Annotated in this window: 20 protein-coding genes; 9 read left to right on the top strand and 11 right to left on the bottom strand. The window is 38.5% G+C overall.

The annotated features are described in order from the left end of the window. Positions 1-2 precede the first annotated feature (2 nt). Together ODQ17_RS10590 and ODQ17_RS10585 are read right to left on the bottom strand one after the other, a co-directional pair. The gene (locus ODQ17_RS10590; RefSeq protein ID WP_000418066.1) at positions 3-668 is read right to left on the bottom strand and encodes an amino acid ABC transporter permease; all 666 of its coding nucleotides are present in this window, start codon (positions 666-668) and stop codon (positions 3-5) included. Next, the gene (locus tag ODQ17_RS10585; RefSeq protein WP_002114214.1) at positions 658-1,317 is read right to left on the bottom strand and encodes an amino acid ABC transporter permease; all 660 of its coding nucleotides are present in this window, start codon (positions 1,315-1,317) and stop codon (positions 658-660) included. The genes ODQ17_RS10590 and ODQ17_RS10585 overlap by 11 nt, the downstream gene beginning before the upstream one ends. Before the next feature lie 64 nt (positions 1,318-1,381). Here ODQ17_RS10585 and ODQ17_RS10580 point away from each other — a divergent pair, with 64 nt between their 5' ends. Then, complete coding sequence (locus tag ODQ17_RS10580) at positions 1,382-1,495, top strand: hypothetical protein (protein ID WP_322903478.1); 114 nt, start codon at positions 1,382-1,384, stop codon at positions 1,493-1,495. A gap of 105 nt (positions 1,496-1,600) precedes the next feature. On the opposite strand, the gene ODQ17_RS10575 is transcribed toward ODQ17_RS10580, so the two are convergent. Beyond that, positions 1,601-1,885, bottom strand: coding sequence for a GNAT family N-acetyltransferase (locus ODQ17_RS10575; protein WP_001025680.1), 285 nt, complete (start codon positions 1,883-1,885; stop codon positions 1,601-1,603). A 263-nt stretch (positions 1,886-2,148) separates the two neighbouring features. On the opposite strand from ODQ17_RS10575, the gene ODQ17_RS10570 reads away from it, so the two are divergent. Beyond that, positions 2,149-3,354, top strand: a complete 1,206-nt coding sequence (locus ODQ17_RS10570; RefSeq protein ID WP_322903476.1) for an MFS transporter — start codon at positions 2,149-2,151, stop codon at positions 3,352-3,354. Here the strand turns inward: ODQ17_RS10570 and ODQ17_RS10565 are convergent. Beyond that, positions 3,332-4,222 carry a LysR family transcriptional regulator gene (locus tag ODQ17_RS10565; RefSeq protein WP_322903474.1) on the bottom strand — a complete coding sequence of 297 codons (891 nt, stop codon included), beginning with the start codon at positions 4,220-4,222 and terminating at the stop codon, positions 3,332-3,334. The genes ODQ17_RS10570 and ODQ17_RS10565 overlap by 23 nt on opposite strands. A 285-nt stretch (positions 4,223-4,507) precedes the next feature. On the opposite strand from ODQ17_RS10565, the gene ODQ17_RS10560 reads away from it, so the two are divergent. Further along, on the top strand, positions 4,508-4,984 hold the full coding sequence (locus ODQ17_RS10560; protein WP_322903471.1) for a cyclophilin-like fold protein: 477 nt from the start codon (positions 4,508-4,510) through the stop codon (positions 4,982-4,984). Positions 4,985-5,029: 45 nt separating this feature from the next. Continuing rightward, positions 5,030-6,100, top strand: a complete 1,071-nt coding sequence (locus ODQ17_RS10555; RefSeq protein ID WP_322903469.1) for an alpha/beta hydrolase — start codon at positions 5,030-5,032, stop codon at positions 6,098-6,100. A gap of 47 nt (positions 6,101-6,147) precedes the next feature. Here ODQ17_RS10555 and ODQ17_RS10550 read toward each other — a convergent pair whose 3' ends face one another. Next, positions 6,148-7,107 (bottom strand): response regulator transcription factor, encoded by a 960-nt coding sequence (locus tag ODQ17_RS10550; RefSeq protein WP_322903467.1) that lies wholly within the window; start codon positions 7,105-7,107, stop codon positions 6,148-6,150. Next, positions 7,104-10,568, bottom strand: coding sequence for a hybrid sensor histidine kinase/response regulator (locus ODQ17_RS10545; RefSeq protein WP_322903465.1), 3,465 nt, complete (start codon positions 10,566-10,568; stop codon positions 7,104-7,106). The genes ODQ17_RS10550 and ODQ17_RS10545 overlap by 4 nt, the downstream gene beginning before the upstream one ends. A gap of 195 nt (positions 10,569-10,763) precedes the next feature. Between ODQ17_RS10545 and ODQ17_RS10540 the strand changes: the two genes are divergently transcribed. Beyond that, positions 10,764-12,380 carry a purine-cytosine permease family protein gene (locus tag ODQ17_RS10540; RefSeq protein WP_004793027.1) on the top strand — a complete coding sequence of 539 codons (1,617 nt, stop codon included), beginning with the start codon at positions 10,764-10,766 and terminating at the stop codon, positions 12,378-12,380. 57 nt (positions 12,381-12,437) lie between these two features. Here the strand turns inward: ODQ17_RS10540 and ODQ17_RS10535 are convergent, their stop codons facing one another. Beyond that, on the bottom strand, positions 12,438-12,893 hold the full coding sequence (locus ODQ17_RS10535) for an Lrp/AsnC family transcriptional regulator (protein ID WP_000376211.1): 456 nt from the start codon (positions 12,891-12,893) through the stop codon (positions 12,438-12,440). Positions 12,894-13,049: 156 nt separating this feature from the next. On the opposite strand from ODQ17_RS10535, the gene ODQ17_RS10530 reads away from it, so the two are divergent. Next, positions 13,050-13,661: a LysE family translocator gene (locus ODQ17_RS10530; protein ID WP_009388290.1), complete on the top strand. Its 612-nt coding sequence runs from the start codon at positions 13,050-13,052 to the stop codon at positions 13,659-13,661. Between the two features lie 71 nt (positions 13,662-13,732). Here ODQ17_RS10530 and ODQ17_RS10525 read toward each other — a convergent pair whose 3' ends face one another. After that, a complete protein-coding gene (locus tag ODQ17_RS10525; RefSeq protein ID WP_005304277.1) occupies positions 13,733-14,344 on the bottom strand; it encodes a LexA family protein in 612 nt (203 codons plus the stop codon). A gap of 288 nt (positions 14,345-14,632) precedes the next feature. Between ODQ17_RS10525 and ODQ17_RS10520 the strand changes: the two genes are divergently transcribed. Then, entirely contained in the window at positions 14,633-14,866 is a 234-nt protein-coding gene (locus ODQ17_RS10520) for a hypothetical protein (protein ID WP_004793031.1), read from the top strand. 59 nt (positions 14,867-14,925) lie between these two features. Here ODQ17_RS10520 and ODQ17_RS10515 read toward each other — a convergent pair whose 3' ends face one another. Next, entirely contained in the window at positions 14,926-15,780 is an 855-nt protein-coding gene (locus tag ODQ17_RS10515; protein WP_322903460.1) for a KGG domain-containing protein, read from the bottom strand. A gap of 474 nt (positions 15,781-16,254) precedes the next feature. Here ODQ17_RS10515 and ODQ17_RS10510 point away from each other — a divergent pair, with 474 nt between their 5' ends. Both ODQ17_RS10510 and ODQ17_RS10505 read left to right on the top strand, forming a co-directional pair. Then, positions 16,255-16,656, top strand: coding sequence for a DUF6367 family protein (locus ODQ17_RS10510; protein WP_005304267.1), 402 nt, complete (start codon positions 16,255-16,257; stop codon positions 16,654-16,656). A 139-nt stretch (positions 16,657-16,795) separates the two neighbouring features. Further along, positions 16,796-17,674 (top strand): SDR family oxidoreductase, encoded by an 879-nt coding sequence (locus tag ODQ17_RS10505; RefSeq protein WP_322903458.1) that lies wholly within the window; start codon positions 16,796-16,798, stop codon positions 17,672-17,674. Positions 17,675-17,729: 55 nt separating this feature from the next. Here ODQ17_RS10505 and katE read toward each other — a convergent pair whose 3' ends face one another. Both katE and ODQ17_RS10495 read right to left on the bottom strand, forming a co-directional pair. Next, positions 17,730-19,874, bottom strand: coding sequence for a catalase HPII (gene katE, locus ODQ17_RS10500; protein ID WP_322903456.1), 2,145 nt, complete (start codon positions 19,872-19,874; stop codon positions 17,730-17,732). A gap of 43 nt (positions 19,875-19,917) precedes the next feature. After that, positions 19,918-21,336, bottom strand: a complete 1,419-nt coding sequence (locus ODQ17_RS10495; RefSeq protein WP_322903454.1) for an iron-containing redox enzyme family protein — start codon at positions 21,334-21,336, stop codon at positions 19,918-19,920. Positions 21,337-21,643 lie beyond the last annotated feature (307 nt).

The following is a 21,643-nucleotide window of genomic DNA, read 5'->3' as shown; positions in this document are numbered from 1 at the left end:
AATTACTCCCAGACCTTTTCTAAATGTGCCGCCAAACGAGATAAGGGATAGCAAATCAGAAAATACAAAATAAAAATAAAGCCATAAATCCAAAGAGAAGCGCTCGGTACGGTCAACAGCGAATTTTCAATAATTTGCTGGCCAACTTTAATGACCTCAACCACACCAATCAGCACTGCCAAAGAGCTGGTTTTCACCATTCGGGTAAATAAATTAATCGCGCCTGGCGTTACTCGTTTTAGACTTTGTGGAAAAATGACGTAGATCAAAGCTTGAACATGAGTTAGTCCGAGGGCATAGGCCGAATCGCGTTGATGCTGATCAATTGAAGTAATAGCTGCACGGACCAAATCGCCCATTTCTGCGGTGCCCCACAAAACAAATACAACAACGCATACCCACATTGCGGAAAACTGCCAATTAAACCATGTCGCAAAGCCGAAATAAAACACGAACAGCAAAACTAAAATTGGAATGATTCGAATGGCTTCTAAGTACAGGCGGCACAATGCTTTAACGACTATATTCTTAGAAGTCATAATGACGCCGAAAACTGTGCCGAAAATTGCAGAGAAAAACACTGAAATAAATGCAATTTTTGCAGTTGCCCAAAGTCCCCACATTAAACGTTCGAGGTGACTCGCTTGAAATAGATAATCAAGTTCCATGGCTCACCTTCCGACTTCTGTGCTCCAGATAACTGGTTAAAATAGACACGGGCAACAAAATAATCAGATAAGCCATGATTAATAAAAACAAAGCTTCCGTGGTTTTATAGTCCATCCCAATTAAGTCTTTGGTGACAAAAAGCAGCTCAACGACTGCAATAGCACTGACCACAGAACTTTCTTTAATTAGAAATAGGCAATTTGCTCCTATTGCCGGAATTGAAATAGCCAGTGCTTGAGGAAAAATGACATATCTAAAAATTTGAATCGGTTGCAGACCAATACTTTTTGCAGAGTCAATCTGCCCTTTTGCAACAGACTGCAAACCTGCTCGGAAGGCTTCAGCCATATAGCTTCCGCCTAAAAAGGTCAGTCCGATCACACCACAAGCAAAACCATCGATTTTGATGCCAAGCTTTGGCAAGCCGTAATACAAAAAGAATAGTTGAATTAATAAAGGGGTATTTCGAGATAACTCGATATAGAACTGGGCAATTCTATTGAGTACCCGCACGCGATATGTGATTAAAATGCTGCAAATCAGCCCTACAATAATGGCCAGAATAATACTGATGATTGAAATTTTCAGCGTGGTCAAAGTTGCAGAGAAAAATTGCGGCAACACACTATGGATATACTGCCAGTTCAAGGAAAATTCCAAAAAATAATATTAAAACGTTATAAATATTTAGCTTTCGTCAGCTATTAAATATTTGTGCAACGAGTTTATTTTTTTCCCAATTGGTCTAAAACTATTTTTATTAGATAAGCTTTTCTATAAGTTTGATAAATTCGATCTGGCAATGGAAAACCTTGAAATCAGTTGAATACAACTGCTTAAAACATATTCACATAAACAAACATCAATAATAAAGCCAATAAAAATCGGACACCAAGGCCCGATTTCTATTAAATAATCTTCAATTTATTTTTTACTTTCTAAGTACATCACCAATGCTTGGGTCTTTATCAAAAACTGATTTAGCATATGGGCAAAGCGGAATCACCTTTACGTCTTTTTCACGAACAAAAGCCACCAATGCATCAAGTAATTGGCGCCCTACACCTTGTCCACGATAATTTTCATTCACATCTGTGGCATCAATAATTAGCATGCTTTCGCCTGCCCATGTATAAGTCATTTCACCTGCAACGGTTTCACCATCAAGTAAGCTAAAGCTGCCGTGTTTTGTATCATCTTTTTGTTGAATATTCACAATGAATTCCTCGTATTACAACTCATATTTATTTAGAAATGACTTTGTATAATCTTTATCTATAAGAACAAATCTAAGTGTAAAAAAATAGCCTGTTTTTAGCAGCGAGTCTGTATGCTTTTTAAATACAATTCATGCATAAAATTCATAATTCTATTCGTAATTCAGCGTCTAATCCTCTCAAATCATTGTTGTTAAGCTCTGCGACCAGATTTTATTCATTTCATTTATGAAAATTCAATAGTTTTGAGATTGGAACTTTTATGTCTTCTTTTCATCAAATTGAGCAAAGCACATATGAACATTCAACACCTGCTTGGGGTGCCGTCTTTGTAATGTCGCTCTGCTGCGCAGTATTAATTGCATCTGAGTTCATGCCCGTAAGTTTACTTACCCCCATCTCTTTAGATTTAAATATGAGTGAAGGCCAAGTGGGTCAAGCAATCGCAATTTCTGGTATTTTTGCTGTGATGACCAGCTTATCGATTAGCCGTGTATTTAAGGCATGGGACCGACGACATATCATTTTATTACTCACCCTACTGATGGTAGCCTCGGGCATAGTCATTACATTTGCCCATTCTGCGGCTGTGTTTATGTTGGGTCGTGCAATCTTAGGTGTGGTGATTGGTGGTTTTTGGGCAATGTCGACATCAATTGTCATGCGACTCGTTCCTCCGCTTTCAGTACCTAAAGCACTCGGTTTATTAAATGGCGGAAATGCTCTAGCCACCACAATTGCAGCACCATTAGGAAGTTTTTTGGGTTCAATTATTGGCTGGCGTGGTGCTTTTTTCTGTATTGTCCCCATCGCGATTGTTGCACTTATTTGGCAATTTAAAAGTATGCCTTCTCTTCCTGCAATATTGTCAGTTGAGAAATCTAAAAATCCATTTGGTTTACTAAAACGCCCAATTGTACTTTATGGGATGACCGGAATTTTATTACTCTTTATGGGCCAATTTGCGCTATTTACCTATTTACGCCCATTTCTAGAAACCGTTACTCATGTCGATGCGACAATGCTATCCATTTTATTATTAATATTGGGTTTAGCAGGTTTAGTGGGTACATTTGTAATTAGTTTAATCCTCCACCAACATGTTTATCGTTATCTGATTCTTATTCCATTCATCATGGCATTGATTGCTGGAGCTTTTGTGCTAGGTGGTGGGCATTTATGGTTTGTTGCCATATTGATGGGGTTATGGGGCTTTATTGGAACGTCGGCACCTGTTGCATGGAATACCTGGCTTGCCCAAACACTACATCAAGATGCCGAAATTGGTGGTGGTTTGATGGTTGCGATTATTCAATTTGCAATTACTCTAGGTGCAACTATAGGTGGATTATTATATGACTCATATGACTATAGTGCCACGTTCTATATGAGCGCAACTATTTTGCTATTAGGCGCAATTACTGCTTTTCTCACATGGCGAAATGCTACTCACGTAGTACATCGATAACCAATCGTAATGCAGGTGAAAGTTGTCTTCGATGTGGATAGTACAAATGGTATCCGGGAAACTGGATACTGTACTCTTCCAAAACTTGAATCAGCTTCCCTTCTTTTAGATCTTCTCGAATCAAATCTTCTGGAATATAAGCCAGTCCAAATCCAGCCCGAACAGCTTGTGCAATCTCATAACTTTCATTAAATATCCATTGCCCCTGAATTTTAACTTTTGTTTCTTGACCATCTTTCACAAATTCCCACGCATACACGCTGCCTTGGGTCGTTAAACGATAGCCAATACATTGATGATTGATTAAATCTTTAGGAGTATGAGGAATTCCATATTGTTCAAAATATGCTGGTGTTGCTATTACCGCCATTTTGACATCTGGACTAATACGTACTGCAATCATGCCATCAGCTACGCGGCTTCCGAAACGAACGCCAGCATCAAATCGCTCTGCCACAATATCGACCATCCCACTATTGGCAGTTAGTTCAACTTGTACATCTGGGTAATCACCCGCAATCTTTTTAAGTTTTGGAATCAGCACTTCCCGTATCGCATGGCTGCTAGCATTAATCCGAACTGTACCAGCGGGTTGGTCTCGAAATGAAGTTAAAAGGGATAATTCATTATCAATCTGATCAAAGCTAGCACTAATTGTTTGTTTCAACCTTTCGCCTGCTGCGGTAGGTGAAACACTACGTGTGGTTCTGGTCAGGAGCAACATTCCCAAACGTTCTTCTAAACCCCGAATGGTATGACTCAGCGCAGATTGTGAAATTCCCATTTTCCCTGCGGCCTTAGTAAAACTACCCTCTCTTGCCACCATTAAAAAAGCATAAAGATCGTTATAGTTTTCTTTATTTATCATCTGCTTTTATCTCTATTCAAAGTTCAATCTCATTATAGAGGATAAAATTATTTATGAATATTACTCATAAGTCCATGTTTGTTTTTTAGACTAATTATTAAAAAGAAGATTCGTTAAAATCCATATCAAGCAGTAAATATGAAGATTTAAATAAACTGAAGCGATTATTATGAGTCATTTTATTATTGTAAAAAATTAATAAATTCCACTCATATGTTTACGTTAAAGAATAAATAGCTTCATTGCATTTATGTGCTTTTTCTTAAAGAAGCGAGGTGAGTTGATATGGCTAGTTATAAGTTTTTTAAAGGCTTAGTCAGCCTCTGTGTTTTGTTCTCAGTGACTTCCGCTTCTTATGCAATAAAGCCTCAAGGTAAAAATCAACAAAGGGGATCGATGATGAAAATCCGTATTGATATTGATGGAACACAGCAACCGCTATTTGCCACATTAGCCATGTCACCTACTGTTGAAGATTTTGCCAAACAGCTTCCTTTGACATTAATCCTTAAAGATTATGACTCTACTGAAAAAATAGCTGATCTACCCACCAAGCTAACTACACAAAACGCGCCTCATGGATATGCTGGAAAAGCGGGTGATCTTACCTATTATGTTCCTTGGGGTAATCTAGCTTTTTTCTATAAAGATTCTCATGTTGGTTATGCCAATGGCCTCATTTTTCTTGGAAAACTAGATGCTATTCCCCAAGCATTCAAGCAAAAACAACCCATCAAAATTTCAATTTCACAAATCGAATAAGCATCTATCTACTCACCCATTCACATTGTTTAAATTGAGGTATTTATGAGTACATCTCCCTTATTTAAAAAGCTTAAAACCCATACGGCGGCTGCAATTTGTGCAGCAACTATTGGTCTATTTTCTTCAACTTCAGCTATGGCGGCCGATATGTCTAATGGTGCGAATAACTTTTATCAAAGTCAGCAAGTGACTATTCAAAAAGTGACTTTTAAAAATCAATACAACATGGATATTGTCGGCAATCTGGTTATTCCCAAAAATCTGAATAAAAAGACTAAAGCCTCTGCAATTGTAATTGGTCACCCTATGGGTGCTGTAAAAGAGCAAAGCTCTATGCTTTATGCACAAAAACTGGCTGAACAAGGTTTTGTGACCTTAGCAATTGATCAATCATTTTGGGGTGAAAGCGCGGGCCAACCAAGAAATGTTGTAGCACCAGACATTTATGCAGAAGCGTTTAGTGCCGCTGTAGATTATTTGGGAACACAATCTTTCATTGACCGTAATAACATTGGTGTATTAGGTATTTGTGGAAGCGGGAGTTTTGTCATTAGTGCAGCAAAAATTGATCCGCGTTTAAAAGCTATTGCCACTGTAAGTATGTACGACATGGGTGCAGCAAACCGCAATGGTTTACGTCACTCACAAACCCTAGAACAAAGAAAACAAATTATTGCAGAAGCCGCTGCACAGCGTTATGTTGAGTTTAAAGGTGGTGAAACCAAATATACCAGCGGAACTACGCATGAGCTAACAGCAGATACACACCCTATTCAACGTGAATTTTACGACTTTTATCGTACTCCACGCGGAGAATATACGCCTAAAGGTTCATCGAGAGAGCTTACAACCCACCCAACGCTCACCAGTAATGTCAAATTTTTAAACTTCTACCCATTTAACGACATTGAAACGATTTCACCACGTCCGATGTTGTTTATTACCGGTGATCAAGCTCATTCAAAGGAGTTTAGTGAAGAAGCTTATAAACTCGCAGGCCAACCTAAAGAACTTTACTACGTTAAGGGTGCTGGACATGTCGATTTATATGATCGGGTCGATCTCATTCCATTTAATAAATTAACCAGTTTCTTTAAACAAAACTTGAAGTAATACAGATGATAGAGGCTGAATACGGGCCTCTAGCTTTTTAATTAACTTTAATGAAACTCTTGTACCAGACTATTAATATGCGCTACGGCAGCAGTTCGATTTTCAACACAAAGTTTTTCAAAAACATGCTCTAAATGTTTGTTCACCGTCCGTGGGCTCAGCTCCAAAATTTCTGCAATATCTTTATTGGTTTTGCCTAACAACAACCAGTGCATGACTTCGGCCTCACGTTGAGTCAACTGTGGGCAATATTTCAAAATATCAGCCATTTCCAAAGCCGGCGTAGAAGTCTTAATCTGTATCAGATAATTTTTTGCCACGCTTGGTTCAGTTTCCCACGGCGTAAGCAATAAAAGCTGTAATTGCTGGGATGGCGTTGAATAAGAACAGCTGGTTAATTTTTTGGGGTCTTTTTCTTGCTCTAAGTCTGAAAACCAAGCTTTTAACCCAGCTTCAAAGCCCTCTAATTCAGGTAAATATTGATTCAGTAAATCACTGGCTTTTTGGGTTTTCCAAACAATTTTACCTTGAACATCTAGCGCAAGAATGGCTGTTTCCGTCGCATCAATCACCTGTTTCTGTTGCTGCAATAGTTTGGCATGTGCCAAATGTGTTTTTACCCTTGCTAGTACTTCTTCAATATTCAGAGGTTTGGTTACATAGTCTACCCCACCGACCTGAAAACCACGCACAATATGTTCTGTTTCAGACAAACCTGTCATAAAAATGACGGGAATAAACTGCGTAATTGGACTTGCTTTAAGCTGTATGCAACTTTCAAAACCGTCCATATGTGGCATATTGCCATCGAGCAAAATCATATCTGGTAAGCATCGATGAGCTATTTCAATTGCACTTAACCCATCAGTTGTGACAAGCACGCGATAACCTGCCTGATCTAGACTTTCATGTAGCAAGCCTAAATTTTCCGGCACATCATCCACAATCAGAATAGCAGCCTGCTCGTTTGGCGAAGCTTGCTGAAAAGAAACATGTTGCGTACTCATTGCTTATCCTGAATTAATCGTTGCGCGTGTTTTAAATCAAACTTTTGAATAGCGTGTTCAAGCTGTTCCCATAACTCGTTATGCTCTGGAAAATTTTGACGGCATTGCGTTAAAGTCTGTTGAATTCCTCGAATGTAACCCTGCCCAATCAAATCATTTAATTGTTGCAAGCTTTGCGGCAAATCGAGCAGATCATTATTTTCAGGTTGTATAATTGATGTATGAACAGTGGTTTGCTCCTGCTTAAATACCTTTACATCCAGTGCTTGAACCTCATTATTTTCAAGATGTGCATCTGTTTTAGAATCAATCCATATCAAACCTAATTTGTCCCCAATTTTACTCAGCAACAAATTGAGGTCGATTGGTTTTAACATAAAGTCTTCACTTAAGACGGCATCTTGTGGGTTGACTTCGCGCTCGCCAGCATTGGCGGAAATAATTAAAATCGGCACATTGGTAATATTATTCTGACGTAATAACCGCGCTGTTTCCCAGCCCCCCATCAAAGGCATATTTAAATCCATCAAGATCAAGTTAGGCTGGAAAATAGGTACACGTCTTAAACAGTCAATGCCCGACTCGGCTTCTTCAATTATAAATCCTAATGGTTTTAGAAAATTAGCGACTAACCCCCGATCCACCGCTTCATTATCGACAACCAAAATTCGTTTTCGCTCGCCTTGATAGCCTGTAATTTGGTTGGAGTAAACATTAGAAATTGGATGAACCACTTCTTTTGAAGGTAAATAAAACTTAATCTTAAACTGAGAACCCTGATTGAGTTGACTAGTCACAGATAGCTGGCCACCAAGTAAATCGACTAATAATTTTACAATTGGTAGTCCGAGTCCTGTTCCGGTAAATCCGCCTTGCACGACATTGCTGCCCCGTTCAAACGGGTTAAAAATTCGTTCTAAATCTGCCTCGGCAATACCACAGCCCGTATCTCTAATTTCAAAATAAGCCGTTTGAAAACGATACTCGACTTTCAAAGTAATTGTGCCGCTCGTCGTAAACTTTAAAGCATTACCCAGCAAATTAATGAGTACTTGCTCTAAGCGTTTTTTATCGGTACGGACATAGTGCGGTAGGTTTTCTCCAATTTCATAAACAAACTGTAAATTCTTCTGTTCAAACTGTGGCTGAAACATTTGAATAATCTGTTCTATAAAATTTGGGAAATGAACATCCACCACATTTAAAGAAATCTTGCCTGTTTCAATTCGTGCTAAATCTAGTAAACCATCAATCAGTGAAGTCAAATGTTGCCCACTACGGCTAATCACCCCGAGCGCCATTTTGCCTTGTTCTGAAAGCTGCTCTTGTTTTTGAAGCAATTGGCTATAGCCTAAAATACTATTTAGAGGTGTTCTTAGTTCGTGACTAATTCCAATGACATAACGGCTTTTTGCATCATTTGCTCGCTCTGCTGAAATTCTGGCATCTTGCAGATCTTTTGAAGTGACTTCATGAGCAGCAATTTCATCAATCAATAATGCTGTTTGCTGATGCGTTTCGATTTCAGCATTACGACGGCTTTCATCGTTTAACACTAACCACCATGCAGCAACGCTCATCAATAAAAATAAAATGGTGTAAATTTTGACAAACAGCGTAAATAACTGAGGAACGGCTGCCGCATTAATGGTTTCTAAATAGGTTTTTTCTTGGATATAAACCAGACTTAAACTCACTGCCAAAACAATCGACAGCCCTAAAGTCAGTAATAAATATAAACTGACTCGACTATTTAAACGGCTGGCCCAACGTTCTGGTAAATAGTGCCAGATGGCTTTTTTGAGTTGAACTGACCAACGTGCATCGGGTTTACATAAATCGTGGCAGCGCGCTTCAAGTGAACAGCATAGAGAGCAAATCGTACCGTTATAGGCTGGACAGCCCGCCATATCGGCAAGTTCATAGTCCCTTTCACATACCACACAGTTAGCAACCGAAGTCGCCTGAATTTTTTCAGGCTGGCGTGCGATGTAATATTTGCCTTTGGTTAAGTAAGCAATAATAGGAACGCATAACACAGCACTCCCCAGAGCAATAAAACTCGCCAAGCCTTTCGCCATGAGTCCGAAAAAGCCCAAATAACTCAGCATCGATAACACTGAAGCAATCAGTAATGCACCCACACCTACGGGGTTAATGTCATATAAATAAGCACGACGAAATTCAATTCCCTTTGGGCTTAAATCTAAAGGTTTACAGATAATTAAATCGGCAACAACTGCACCAATCCATGCCAAAGCGATATTGCTATATAGCCCCAAAATACGTTCAACTGCATGGCTAATTCCCATTTCCATCAAAACGATAGCAATAAAAACATTAAAAAGAAGCCAGACAATTCGCCCCGGGTGGCTATGAGTTAAGCGGGCAAAAAAGTTTGACCATGCCAGTGAACCAGCGTAGGCATTGGTCATATTAATTTTAATTTGCGCCAAGCAAACCAGTGCTAGAGTCAATATTAAAGCTAGTTGAGGATTTGGAATAAATTGCTGATAGGCAATCCAATACAGATAAGTCGGATTGTCTAGTTCAGAGACAGGAATAAATAGCTGAAAAGCCAACACCATTAGCAGCATGCCCATTAGAACTTTTAGGAATCCAAAAATAATCCAAGATGGACCACCTAAAAAAACGGCAAAACGCCATGCAGTTCTATTCTTTTCTTGTTGGGGTAAAAAACGTAAATAGTCGGCTTGCTCACCAATTTGGATCACAAAAGAAAAAATAAGAGTGCAAGCCGCACCAAAGTAATACAAGTTAAAGTCGGTTGAGTTTGAGACCGCACCAACAAAATGCAAGCTATCACTTAAAATTTGTGGTTGTTTCCAAAGTACAAAAAACCACGGTAATAACAGCAATAAAAGCCAGATTGGTTGTGTGATCGCCTGAACTTTATTAATAAAACCAATGCCTTTGACCACTAAAGGCAAAATCACTAATGCCGAAATTAAGTAACCAATAACTTGCGGAATGCCTAAAGCCAGTTCAAGTGCCATCGCCATAATTGCGGCTTCAAACGCAAGCAAAATAAAGGTAAAGCTGGCATAAATTAGAGAGGTAATGGTCGAGCCAATGTAGCCAAAACCTGCACCACGAGTAAGCAAATCAACGTCTACATTATATTTTGCAGCGTAGTAACTAATCGGCCAACTGGTTAAAAATATGATGGTACATACCACAATTGCTGCCCAGACTGCATTGCTAAAGCCATACTGCCAAAGCATGGTCGCCCCAATGGCTTCCATCGCCAGAAAACTAACAGTCGAAATTGCGGTATTAGTAACGGTCCAAGGTGACCATTTTCTTACTGAGGTGGGTGCATAGCGGAGCGCATAATCTTCGATACTTTCATCGGCCACCCAAATATTATATTCACGGCGTGTTTTGATCACACGTTGTGGCGCTTGTTGGGGGCGTGAAGAATCTGGCATAACACTCATGTTTTGGATAGGGCTGTATTAAACCCAGCAATCCTTATGCCAAAAGTCATTTATCATGGCGATTTTCTCGAATACGCACATATACGCAAAATAACGTATTTTCAATTTTCCCCAAAAATCACACACTCAAAAACATCAAAAAACAATGATCAATATTTGTGTTGATTGACCGAAAATGATTGGGAGGTTGATGTTATGAGTGTATCTGAACATCCAAATCTGGACACTGTGCAAGGTACAGATTCACAAAAAGCAGTGAATGAAACCTTAGAAGATTATACTTTACGTTATGCTCCACACAGCTTTCGGCGCTGGAGTCCCAAAGTTGTCGCTATTACTGCACTTGGTGGTATTGCCTATCTTGCTGACTTTTCTATTGGTGCCAGTATTGGTATGTCTTACGGAACAACCAATGCTGTTTTCTCCATTTTATTTGCAGCGATTATTATCTTCTTAACTGGCATTCCTTTAGCCTACTACGCAGCGCGCTATAACATCGACCTTGACTTGATTACCCGCGGCGCAGGCTTCGGTTACATCGGTTCGGTTCTTACTAGTATCATTTTCGCCAGTTTCACATTTATTTTCTTTGCCCTTGAAGGTTCAATCATGGCGCAAGGGTTATTGCTCGGTTTAGGCATTCCGCTTTGGGCTGGTTACCTCATCTCAACCGTTATGGTTATTCCACTCGTCATTTATGGCATGAAAGCCTTGAGTAAATTACAAGTTTGGACCACTCCACTTTGGCTCATTCTGATGATTGGTCCTGTGGCCTACCTGATTTATCAAGAACCAACTTTAGTCAGCCAATTTGCTACTTTTACAGGTAAAGAAGGTTTTGCAACCGTAGACATGGCAGCAATCATGTTAGGTGCTGGTATTTGTTTATCTCTAATCATGCAAATTGGTGAGCAAATTGATTACTTACGTTTCATGCCTGCTAAAACAAAAGAAAACAGCAAAGCATGGTGGGCAGCCGTTATTTCAGCGGGTCCGGGTTGGGTGATTTTAGGTGCAATTAAACAAATTATTGGGGCATTTTTAGGGTTCTATTTACTCACTAAAATACCGGGCGTAAACAGCACTGAACCTGTTCAACAGTTTAATGCAGCGTTTCATGACATGCTTCCGGGCTGGGCTGCTTTAACACTTGCAGTAATTTTGGTGGTTATTTCTCAAATTAAAATTAATGTGACCAATGCTTACTCTGGTTCCCTTGCATGGACAAGTGCCTACACACGTATTAGCAAACATTATCCGGGTCGTATTGTCTTTGTGATGGTGAACTTGGCAATTGCACTTGCTTTAATGGAAGGCAACATGTTTGCGGTACTGGGTAAAATCTTAGGGTTCTATTCAAACTTTGCCATTGCATGGGTTGTGGTTGTTGCAACAGACATTTCAATCAACAAATATGTTTTAAAACTTTCACCTAAAGAACCTGAATATCGCCGTGACATGCTATACAACGTAAACCCTGTCGGTATGGTTGCCTTCCTTGTATCAGCAGGCTTATCAATTGCAGCATTCTTCGGCTTACTTGGTAGTTTCTTGGCGCCTTACTCTCCGCTTATCGCACTTGTGCTTGCTTTTGTCTTAACTCCAGTCATGGGTTTATTAACCAAAGGAAAATACTACATCAAGTCACACGATGACGGCATTAAAGAACCACGTTACGATGCTGAAGGTACACCAGTTGCAACGGTTTATCACTGCCGCGTATGTGAGCAAGGTTATGAGCGTCCAGATATTATGTTCTCTCACAAACATAACGGCACGATCTGTTCTTTGTGTAAAACACTCGATGCTTAAATACTCTCGAAACTAAAAAAGAAGCTTTAAAGCTTCTTTTTTTACGCCTGATGATTTTTAGCCAATCGGAAATAAGCGTTCAGGCACTACATCTTTCATCACAATGGTTGAGATGAGTCGTTGCACACTTGGAATAGCAGATAATTTTTCATCATACAAACGCTGAAAAGCTGGCAAATCTTTAGCGACCACATGTAGCAAATAGTCTGGCTCACCAAACAAACGCTGCGCTTGAATAATTTGTGGAATATCAATTACGGCATTTTCAAACTTCTCGACTGCCTGTTTATCGCCTTCTTTAAGCGTAATAAAAACAATCGCTGAAAATTCAAATCCCACTAAGTTTGGGTCGAGTTCTGCCCGATAGCCTTTGATGGCTCCCGACTCTTCTAAAGCCTTCACTCGTCTGTGACAAGGTGAAATACTCAAACCTACTTTTTCTGCCAATTCAGTAATAGATAATCGGCCATTTAATTGCAATTCAGCAAGAATCTTTTTATCTGTGCGATCCATTTAGAAAAATTTACCCCAAATGAGTGTGATATGAGCAAACATTTAAAAGCACATTCTAAATACATGAGCATATTATTTTCAACAAGCTCGAATAAATAGGGATTTTTTCTAAACCACGAGCGAAACCTTTGGAAAATAGTTTGCCGAGATAAGCATATGGCTTTTAACATTTTTATTGCATTTTGGAGTGTCTCCATTCTTTTTATTATTACGCCAGGGGCAGACTGGGCCTATGCCATTTCGGCAGGGATTAAAGGCAAAGTCGTCGTACCCGCTGTCGCAGGTATGCTATTTGGGCACTTTATTACGATTTTATTGGTAGCGGCTGGTGTTGGCCTGCTTGTAGCAAATAATCCAACTGCACTCATGATCTTAACAATTGCAGGTTCTGCTTATTTGTTATGGATGGGAATAAACTTATTACTTACCCCTCCTACTCCGAATGAGTCTGGTTCTGAAAAAGCTCAGTCATGGTTGAGCTGGGCAACCAAAGGCGTTTATGTGAGTGGATTAAACCCGAAAGTTTTTTTACTTTTTTTAGCGCTGCTTCCTCAATTTATTGACACCACTGCTTCATGGTCAGTGACAACACAAATTCTTGCCTTTGGTGTTGTTCACATGATTAGCTGCGCGATTATTTACTTAATGGTGGGTTATGGTTCAGAGGCTATTTTGAAAACCAGACCACAAGCAGCACAATTAGTCGGTCGTTTTTCAGGTGGTTTGATGGTCGTTATCGCAACGTGCTTATTGATTGGGCAAATTTAAAAATCATTCAGGAAAAAGTTACTGACTCACTTTTCGGGTCAGTAACTTGAATAGTAAAATATAAGAAAAATTTATCTCATTCGTTTGAGGTTATAAGTCACCACTCCCCAAATCACCAGTTCTTGCCCCTCTTCAATATAAATATTCTGATAATCAGGATTTTCAGCTTTTAGCCAAACTTTAGGTGGCTGAAATTGACTATCAATCATTAAGCGCTTAACAGTGAAATCATTGTCGATGAGTGCAATCACAATATCACCCGATTTAGCGGGAATACTACGGTCCACAATAAGCGGATCATTAATATCAATTCCAGCGTCTAGCATCGATAAAGAATTGGCTTTGACAATAAACGTGGCATTTTCATTTCTAATTAAATATTCATTTAAATCGAGTGCTTGCTCAATATCATCTTGTGCAGGTGAAGGAAAACCTGCCGCAACACGTTCTGTTGCTAAAGGAATGTGGTAAATTTTATCGTTATTCGGGTGAACCTGTTGAACATTAAGTTTTGAGTTAAAGTCGGTTAAATTATTGGTTTTGACATTATTCAGTAACCAATTTTTGATAAAGTTAACTTGAGACTCGGGAACACGAATGACTTTGGTGGGTTCATTGAACTGTGCTTTACGTCCGGCATTTTCTCGTACACCGCCATGCTCGAACTCTTTTTTCTTTGGCATATTGCCTCCCTTTTCACTGTTCAAATCCTACACAAACAATGTAACTTGAAAAAGTTACATTTTCAAGTTGACGAAATATTTTTTTTGCATAACAATAAATCTCATGATCAGATTTTAATCCATTTTGCTTTTAACAGGGATGTTTTAATCAAAATGGCAATTTGAAGAAAATCAAAACCTATTTCGAGATAGTCATTATTGCTGACTGTTTTTTGATTTTTATCAAATGAGATTCTGAACACTTAACATTCTGGTTAAATTCAGTTTTTTGGTATGGAGACATGCGAAATGAAAAATCAACGTGATGCGGTTTTAGGTTATGCAAATGAGCAACATGCTTACTATATCCGCCTAATTGAAAATGATGCGGTTTTAGGTGAAAGCTACGGATTATTCTGTGAAAATCCGGATAGCGAAGCAGCCGAAAGTATTATGACGACACTATTTTTAAAAAAATCTTTTTGGTTAAACGGTTCTGAGTACATTGATATTGTAAAAGGACTACAACTGCTCCCACAGTAAAGTAAATAAATTAAAAAACGAAGGAGGCAAAAGCCTCCTTCGTTTTTAAAACATTATGCTTAAGACGTAAAACGTCCAGAGGCATCACGTTTTTGATTACGAGAGTTTTGTCCACGACCGTCATAATCTTCGTCGTCACGGCTGCGACCACGACCTCGTCCGCTAGAACGGCTACCGTGATCGTCATCATCATCGTCGTCATCGCGGCTACGACCTCGACCTCGGCCACCTGAACGGCTGCCACGATCGTCATCATCATCGTCATCACGACTGCGGCCACGTCCTCGGCCACCTGAGCGGCCACGATCGTCATCATCGTCATCACGACTGCGGCCACGGCCTCGACCACCTGAGCGGCTACCGCGATCGTCATCATCATCGTCGTCACGACTGCGACCTCGGCCTCGACCACCTGAGCGGCTACCACGATCGTCATCATCATCGTCATCACGGCTGCCGCCACGGCCTCGACCACCTGAACGGCCGCGATCGTCATCATCGTCGTCGTCACGGCTGCGACCTCGGCCTCGGCCACCTGAACGGCTACCGCGATCGTCATCATCATCGTCATCACGGCTGCGGCCACGTCCTCGGCCACCTGAACGGCTACCGCGATCATCATCATCGTCGTCATCATCGCGCCTACGACCGCGACCACCATTTCTATGGCTTAAGGCACCCGCTTCACGAGCTTCCTCAGATGTAAATTCATGTGCATTACCGCTTGCATGCGCTGCTCGACCAGCTTCACGAGCTTCTTCAGAAGTAAATTCATGCGCATTACCACTGGCATGGGCTGCTCGCCCACCTTTGCTGGCTATTTCTCTAACTCTTTCAGGATCCATACTTGCAAATCCACGATTTGAAGTACCTGTACTATTGTTATCATCATCTTCATATCTAGTATTAGCCATAGTTATATCTTCCTATATTTAATTATAGTCACTACCGCTTTTGATTAACGGATTTAATAAAGATAGAAGATCTATAATATTTTCCTACCCATGCACTGTATCAATCAATTTAAATGTATATAAAATGAAAGATTAAAAATTCTATAACTTCATTATTTAAATAAAAATTTATACATTCTAATTTTTCTCACATTTTACTTTTTAAATAATTAGCTCACTTATTATTACTTAACTGCACATTACAATATATTTTTACAAACAGATTTAAAATATCTATACAAACAACAAAACAGCTTAACTATAAACAAAAAGTAAAATAATGAAACATACTTACTTAAACAAACACAGAGTAAAACACTTATTTTCAATATAAAACAATAATATATATCATTACATTTTCAAAGTGAATTTACTTGAGAGATTAATATGAATATTTAAAACTATTTTTATTAAGGCAATTTGAGTAGTTTAGCCATGCAATTAAAAGATCAAGAGTCAACACTACAATACATCCATATTTCTATTCCAGAAATTTTACTCGGGCATATTAAATCTAAGAATTCATGGCAAAATTATGACCAAGAATGGAGCTATAGATTAGATCCTCCGCATGCGAGCCATCCCTTCCAAAGAGATTTACATATTATTAAGTCAAAGAATATAGAGCAAGAAGATATAAAGTTATTGCTTGACAATATCATTATTAAAAATAATAAAGAGACACAAAATATTGAAGGCGCTAAAAAAATTATTAAAGAAATTTTAGACTTATCCAATAATATACCTATTGAAAATTGGCTAGAAGATACAGGCAATAGATCTATTATTGAAAGTATGATTGATAAGAACAAAATCAAATTAATGGATATTATTTAACTTTTAAATATAAAATATTTTTTTACATCCTTATAAATAAAATAACAAAGGCAACTTATTAAAAAATTCATTTTACTCATATTTACGTAGTAACAGCGCACTATTTATAAATTAGATATTTAACTGAGGTATTTGACGTATGGAAAACTCAACAAATCAGTATCCAACATCCGCACCTGCACAAGTTCAATCTCATCAACCAGGCGATCAGGAAAAAATGCATCCTGAACCTGAGGTTATAAAAAGCTCTCATAAAGGTAGCGATAAGTTAAAAGATAAAGTTGCCGTTATTAGTGGTGGCGATAGTGGTATAGGTCGTTCTGTCGCAGTATTGTTTGCCCGTGAAGGTGCCGATATTGCAATCCTTTATCTTGAAGAAGATGAGGATGCCGAAATCACTAAACAACTTGTTGAAAGAGAAGGACAACATTGCCTTTTATTAAAAGGTGATATTTCTGACCCAGATGTTGCAAAACTCGATATTGATAAAGTTCTACAACATTATGGAAAAATTAATATTTTAGTGAATAATGCTGGCGTGCAATATCAACAAAAGGAAATTGAAAGTATTAGTAATGAGCAATTAGAAAAGACATTTAAAACTAATATTTTTCCAATGTTTTATCTTACTAAAGAAGCTATTCCATATATGGAAGAAGGCGACAGTATTATTAATACGACTAGTATTACCAGCTATCAAGGCCATGATGAGCTTATTGATTATGCAAGTACCAAAGGTGCGATTACGACTTTTACACGTAGCTTATCGAACAATTTAATGAAACAGAAAAAAGGAATTCGGGTAAATGGTGTTGCACCAGGTCCGATCTGGACCCCATTAATCCCAAGCAGTTTTGATGCAGAAACCGTTAAGGAATTTGGTAAAGACACACCAATGGGAAGAATGGGACAACCAAGTGAAGTTGCACCTGCTTATCTTTTCCTTGCCTCAGATGATGCAAGTTATATTACAGGTCAGGTGATTCATGTAAATGGTGGTCAAATCGTAAATGGTTAATCCCTAAGATATAAAAAAGCCCTGAAAGTTAAAACTTTCAGGGCTTTTTTGTTTGTTAAGCCGGTATCTGAGCAGCTATTTGTTCTCGTGACCAAACACGATGAGCCATAATCAGTTTTTTGAATTTTTCAGCAATAGGCTGGAATTCATCTTCAACTAAAGTGCCCTCATCGGCAACTAAACCTAGCGGTTCAAGCAAATCAGATTTATTACCTAAAAACGCAATTGGTTTTAAATGCTTGTAAGCTTCGAGTACATAATGGCGCGCTACGCCATCTTGCAGTACGGCATTTAAGTTATCGCCATCAGGAATAATCACCGCATCATAAGCGATTGAAGGTTCAGCCATTTGCATACCATCAGCCACAATAATATTGTCTTTATGGTCTTTTACCGGAGCCAAGCTCGGCGCTAGTAAATGAACAACCGCACCTTCTTTAATCGCCCATTTTTTAATAGCTTCAAGTGTATCTGACTTCACAAGGTTATGAATAAGCACAGCAACTTTTCGCCCTTGAATATCTTCTGGTGGGAAAGCCAAGAAAGATAATTTAGCCGATTTTTCAACTGCGGTTTTCTTATAATCTAGAGTCAAATCAGGAACTTCAATTCCTAAGTTAGCACCTACTTGTCGAGCTAAGTCGAGATCGATATTTGCCAAAATTTGTTGAACTTGGCGCTCACGAATGTGTTTTCGTTGCACTTTACTTAATTCAAAAGTATAGGCATCGACCACATGCTTTTGCTCATGAGGGGCAAGGCTCTTGTAGTAAAGGCGCGGTTGTGAAAAATGATCGGAAAAGGTTTCACTTCTTTGACGAAGTTTGTGTCCACTAATTTGTTCAGGATAGCTTTCAAAACCACCATTTGAAGCAGCAGGTGGCGTTTCTGCTGGCCAATCATTATCAATTGAGTTTGGTTGATATGAAGCCTGCCCTTTATGAATCGTATGTTGGTGGATACCATCACGTTGATTGTTATGGAATGGGCATACTGGTTTATTGATCGGAATTTGGTGGAAGTTCGGTCCACCCAAACGACTTAACTGTGTATCGGTGTACGAAAATAGGCGTGCTTGTAGAAGTGGATCATTTGTAAAATCGATCCCTGGCACGATGTGTCCCGGACAGAAAGCCACCTGCTCTGTTTCTGCAAAGAAATTATCTACATTTCTATTTAAAACAAATCGGCCGATTGGAGTCACTGGAACCAACTCTTCAGGAATAATTTTGGTTGGGTCTAATAAATCGAAGTCAAAGTTCATTTCATCTTCTTCTTCGACAATTTGTACACCCAATTCCCATTCAGGATAAACCCCATTCTCAATCGCTTCATACAGATCTCGACGATGGAAATCTGGGTCTTTACCTGCAAGTTTTTGAGCCTCATCCCACACTAAAGCACTTAAACCTTGTTTAGGGGTCCAGTGGAATTTCACAAAATGAGATTTTCCTTGGGCATTAATAAGACGGAATGTATGAACACCAAAGCCTTGAATTGAGCGTAGATTACGTGGAATTGCACGGTCCGACATTGCCCAAATTACTGCATGAGCTGACTCAGGAACTAAAGACACAAAATCCCAGAAAGTATCATGGGCAGTTGCTCCTGTTGGCATTTCTGTATCTGGTTCAGGTTTTACCGCATGAACGAAGTCTGGAAATTTAATACCGTCTTGCACAAAAAAAACTGGTGCATTATTGCCGACTAAATCGAAATTACCTTCTTGGGTATAAAACTTAATCGCAAAACCACGAATATCACGAACGGTGTCAGCAGAGCCACGTGGTCCCTGCACTGTTGAGAAACGTACAAAAATTGGTGTTTGAATGCTTGGATCAGTTAAAAATCCCGCTTTTGTTAAGCGCTCATTTCCTTCATAAGCTTGAAAGTAACCGTGCGCACCTACACCGCGCGCATGAACAATACGCTCAGGAATACGCTCATGGTCAAAATGAGTAATTTTCTCTCTTAAAATAAAGTCTTCTAATAGCGTCGAACCACGAATACCCGCTCTTAAGCTATTCTCATTATCCGCTATTTTAACGCCTTGGTTTGTGGTTAATGCTTCATTGGTTGCATCGTCTCTGACTGAGTCTAATTGTTCAGTTTTTTGGGTAGTATTGGCTTTATTTGCAGCGTCAGCACCAGCCATTTCACTTGTTTTATTTGTTGATTTAACATTATCAGTCATGTTCATTACCTATGTTTTTAAAGTTAAACGTGGGGTGAGTTAAAAAACTTCAAGAGTTAGTTTTGTTAAAGGAACTTAAATATGGAAAAAGGAGTTCGACGTATTTACGAGTGCTCCAAAGTCCAATGCTTTTATGATGTGAATCTGGGGCCAAAAACGGAGTCAACTTGCATATTTTTATGGCAAGATCATGTGATTTCTGAACACGTTCTTGCAGTGCATCCAGTTCGCCATCGGAAATATAACTAAAGAGATAATCTTGAATACGCTGGCTATTCTTTAATTCCCTGCTATAAGCCAAGAAGTTAGAAGAATGATCACTACCTGCAATCCAGTCATGAATAATTTGACGTTCTACAGGGTTAAATACCCCAAACATTTTTCCATTTTCTTCATTAATCATTCGCCAGAACACACTCTGTTCTGGGTCGGTATTAAATTTAATCCACTTGTGATCAATGAGATGTGTAACCAGCCCTTTAACGTCTTCTGGATTTGATAACCATTGGTTAATCGTTTTACATCCAAACTGTCTAGTTTCGTTATGAATGAGCTGACCTACGAGCGCTTTTCTTTTTAAAATTTTAAGGACTAAATCTTCAAGATTTAAATTTTTAATAATTTTTGAAGATGAAACACCGTGACCATTAAGCGCAAAACCGCGCTTCAATTTATTAAAGAAAAGTTCTTTATCTCTGTATTTATCGTAAATATTTTCTATAACTTTAATTGCTTTATCTGCATGCCCGTTATCAATGTTATCGATAGTGATGTGCAAATTAAAATATTTAGAATCAATACCTAGTTCAGCAAGCTCATAATTACTGATGAGTAGATGCAGTGGCAGTTGCTCATAACCTAAATTAAAGCCGACAATTTCAGGAATGAACTCAGGTGGAGCGTAACCAAGCGCCAGCTGAATCACGGCATTATGATAATATTCGTCTTCTAATAGCAGATCAAAACTATCGAGTCCGAGACTACGTAGTAAGTCATCATAGATACAGACATGGTTTGCTTTCGGCTCACCTAGTCCCAGCTCTTCCAAATAAGTAATAATGAGGTCATGAAAAACCGGATCATTCCAGTAGTGAACTGAACTATATAGCCATGCACCATCTACTTTTTTAGTTGGGGAAACCTTAATTAAAAATTCGAATGCCTGACCAACATTCTTAAAATATTCTCTCTCACCCCCATTTTGTCTACGGTTTAGGTAAGCCTGAAATAATTCACAATTCTCTTTATTATCGTTTTCACACCATGGTTTAACTGTATTTATAGTTGCAGGAAAATCAATTTCCTTTTGATCTATTTTATCAATTTCTTTATTAAGAAAATCTCGTGCTTTCTTTTCTTTTTCAAAACTAGAAATATCAGGATCAAGGAAAAAAACAAATAATTCGTAATAGTTTTGTTGATTATCTTGTAATAAGTCTAATAATCTTTCTTTCACTACAACAGGCATTTCTATTCTCCTTTAGTGAGATATAAATTACCATACTTCAGCTAAACTATAATCCCAGCCTATCTTTGTTATATTACGTTATTAAGAAATAACCTATAATTTTAAAATCGTTAAATTTCAATTAGATAAAAAATAACACAAATTTACATTCTCAACTTTAGAATTATTTAAGCATCTGTTTTTATAAAAAATATATAAACAATAAATTTTAATTACATTTAAGTTACTTTAAAAATCATAAAGTTTAAAAACTTAACAAAAATAAATTAAAAATACTCTTATAACTAAATTAAAAACAGTTTTAAGG

The sequence above is a fragment of the Acinetobacter sp. IRS14 genome, assembly GCF_034650275.1.
Classification (GTDB): Bacteria; Pseudomonadota; Gammaproteobacteria; order Pseudomonadales; family Moraxellaceae; genus Acinetobacter; species Acinetobacter oleivorans.
The sequence above is the reverse complement of the archived record's forward strand: the minus strand, read 5'-3'. Positions and strand labels throughout refer to the sequence as shown.

What these genes read in the sequence shown, in the direction of transcription:
- ODQ17_RS10535 (WP_000376211.1), bottom strand. Translation starts at nt 12,893, where the DNA reads ATGGATCGCACAGATAAAAAGATTCTTGCTGAATTGCAATTAAATGGC.
- ODQ17_RS10525 (WP_005304277.1), bottom strand. Translation starts at nt 14,344, where the DNA reads ATGCCAAAGAAAAAAGAGTTCGAGCATGGCGGTGTACGAGAAAATGCC.
- ODQ17_RS10495 (WP_322903454.1), bottom strand. Translation starts at nt 21,336, where the DNA reads ATGCCTGTTGTAGTGAAAGAAAGATTATTAGACTTATTACAAGATAAT.
- ODQ17_RS10570 (WP_322903476.1), top strand. Translation starts at nt 2,149, where the DNA reads ATGTCTTCTTTTCATCAAATTGAGCAAAGCACATATGAACATTCAACA.
- ODQ17_RS10540 (WP_004793027.1), top strand. Translation starts at nt 10,764, where the DNA reads ATGAGTGTATCTGAACATCCAAATCTGGACACTGTGCAAGGTACAGAT.
- ODQ17_RS10560 (WP_322903471.1), top strand. Translation starts at nt 4,508, where the DNA reads ATGGCTAGTTATAAGTTTTTTAAAGGCTTAGTCAGCCTCTGTGTTTTG.
- ODQ17_RS10520 (WP_004793031.1), top strand. Translation starts at nt 14,633, where the DNA reads ATGAAAAATCAACGTGATGCGGTTTTAGGTTATGCAAATGAGCAACAT.
- ODQ17_RS10545 (WP_322903465.1), bottom strand. Translation starts at nt 10,568, where the DNA reads ATGAGTGTTATGCCAGATTCTTCACGCCCCCAACAAGCGCCACAACGT.
- ODQ17_RS10530 (WP_009388290.1), top strand. Translation starts at nt 13,050, where the DNA reads ATGGCTTTTAACATTTTTATTGCATTTTGGAGTGTCTCCATTCTTTTT.
- ODQ17_RS10510 (WP_005304267.1), top strand. Translation starts at nt 16,255, where the DNA reads ATGCAATTAAAAGATCAAGAGTCAACACTACAATACATCCATATTTCT.
- ODQ17_RS10515 (WP_322903460.1), bottom strand. Translation starts at nt 15,780, where the DNA reads ATGGCTAATACTAGATATGAAGATGATGATAACAATAGTACAGGTACT.
- ODQ17_RS10550 (WP_322903467.1), bottom strand. Translation starts at nt 7,107, where the DNA reads ATGAGTACGCAACATGTTTCTTTTCAGCAAGCTTCGCCAAACGAGCAG.
- ODQ17_RS10565 (WP_322903474.1), bottom strand. Translation starts at nt 4,222, where the DNA reads ATGATAAATAAAGAAAACTATAACGATCTTTATGCTTTTTTAATGGTG.
- ODQ17_RS10590 (WP_000418066.1), bottom strand. Translation starts at nt 668, where the DNA reads ATGGAACTTGATTATCTATTTCAAGCGAGTCACCTCGAACGTTTAATG.
- ODQ17_RS10505 (WP_322903458.1), top strand. Translation starts at nt 16,796, where the DNA reads ATGGAAAACTCAACAAATCAGTATCCAACATCCGCACCTGCACAAGTT.
- ODQ17_RS10555 (WP_322903469.1), top strand. Translation starts at nt 5,030, where the DNA reads ATGAGTACATCTCCCTTATTTAAAAAGCTTAAAACCCATACGGCGGCT.
- katE (WP_322903456.1), bottom strand. Translation starts at nt 19,874, where the DNA reads ATGAACATGACTGATAATGTTAAATCAACAAATAAAACAAGTGAAATG.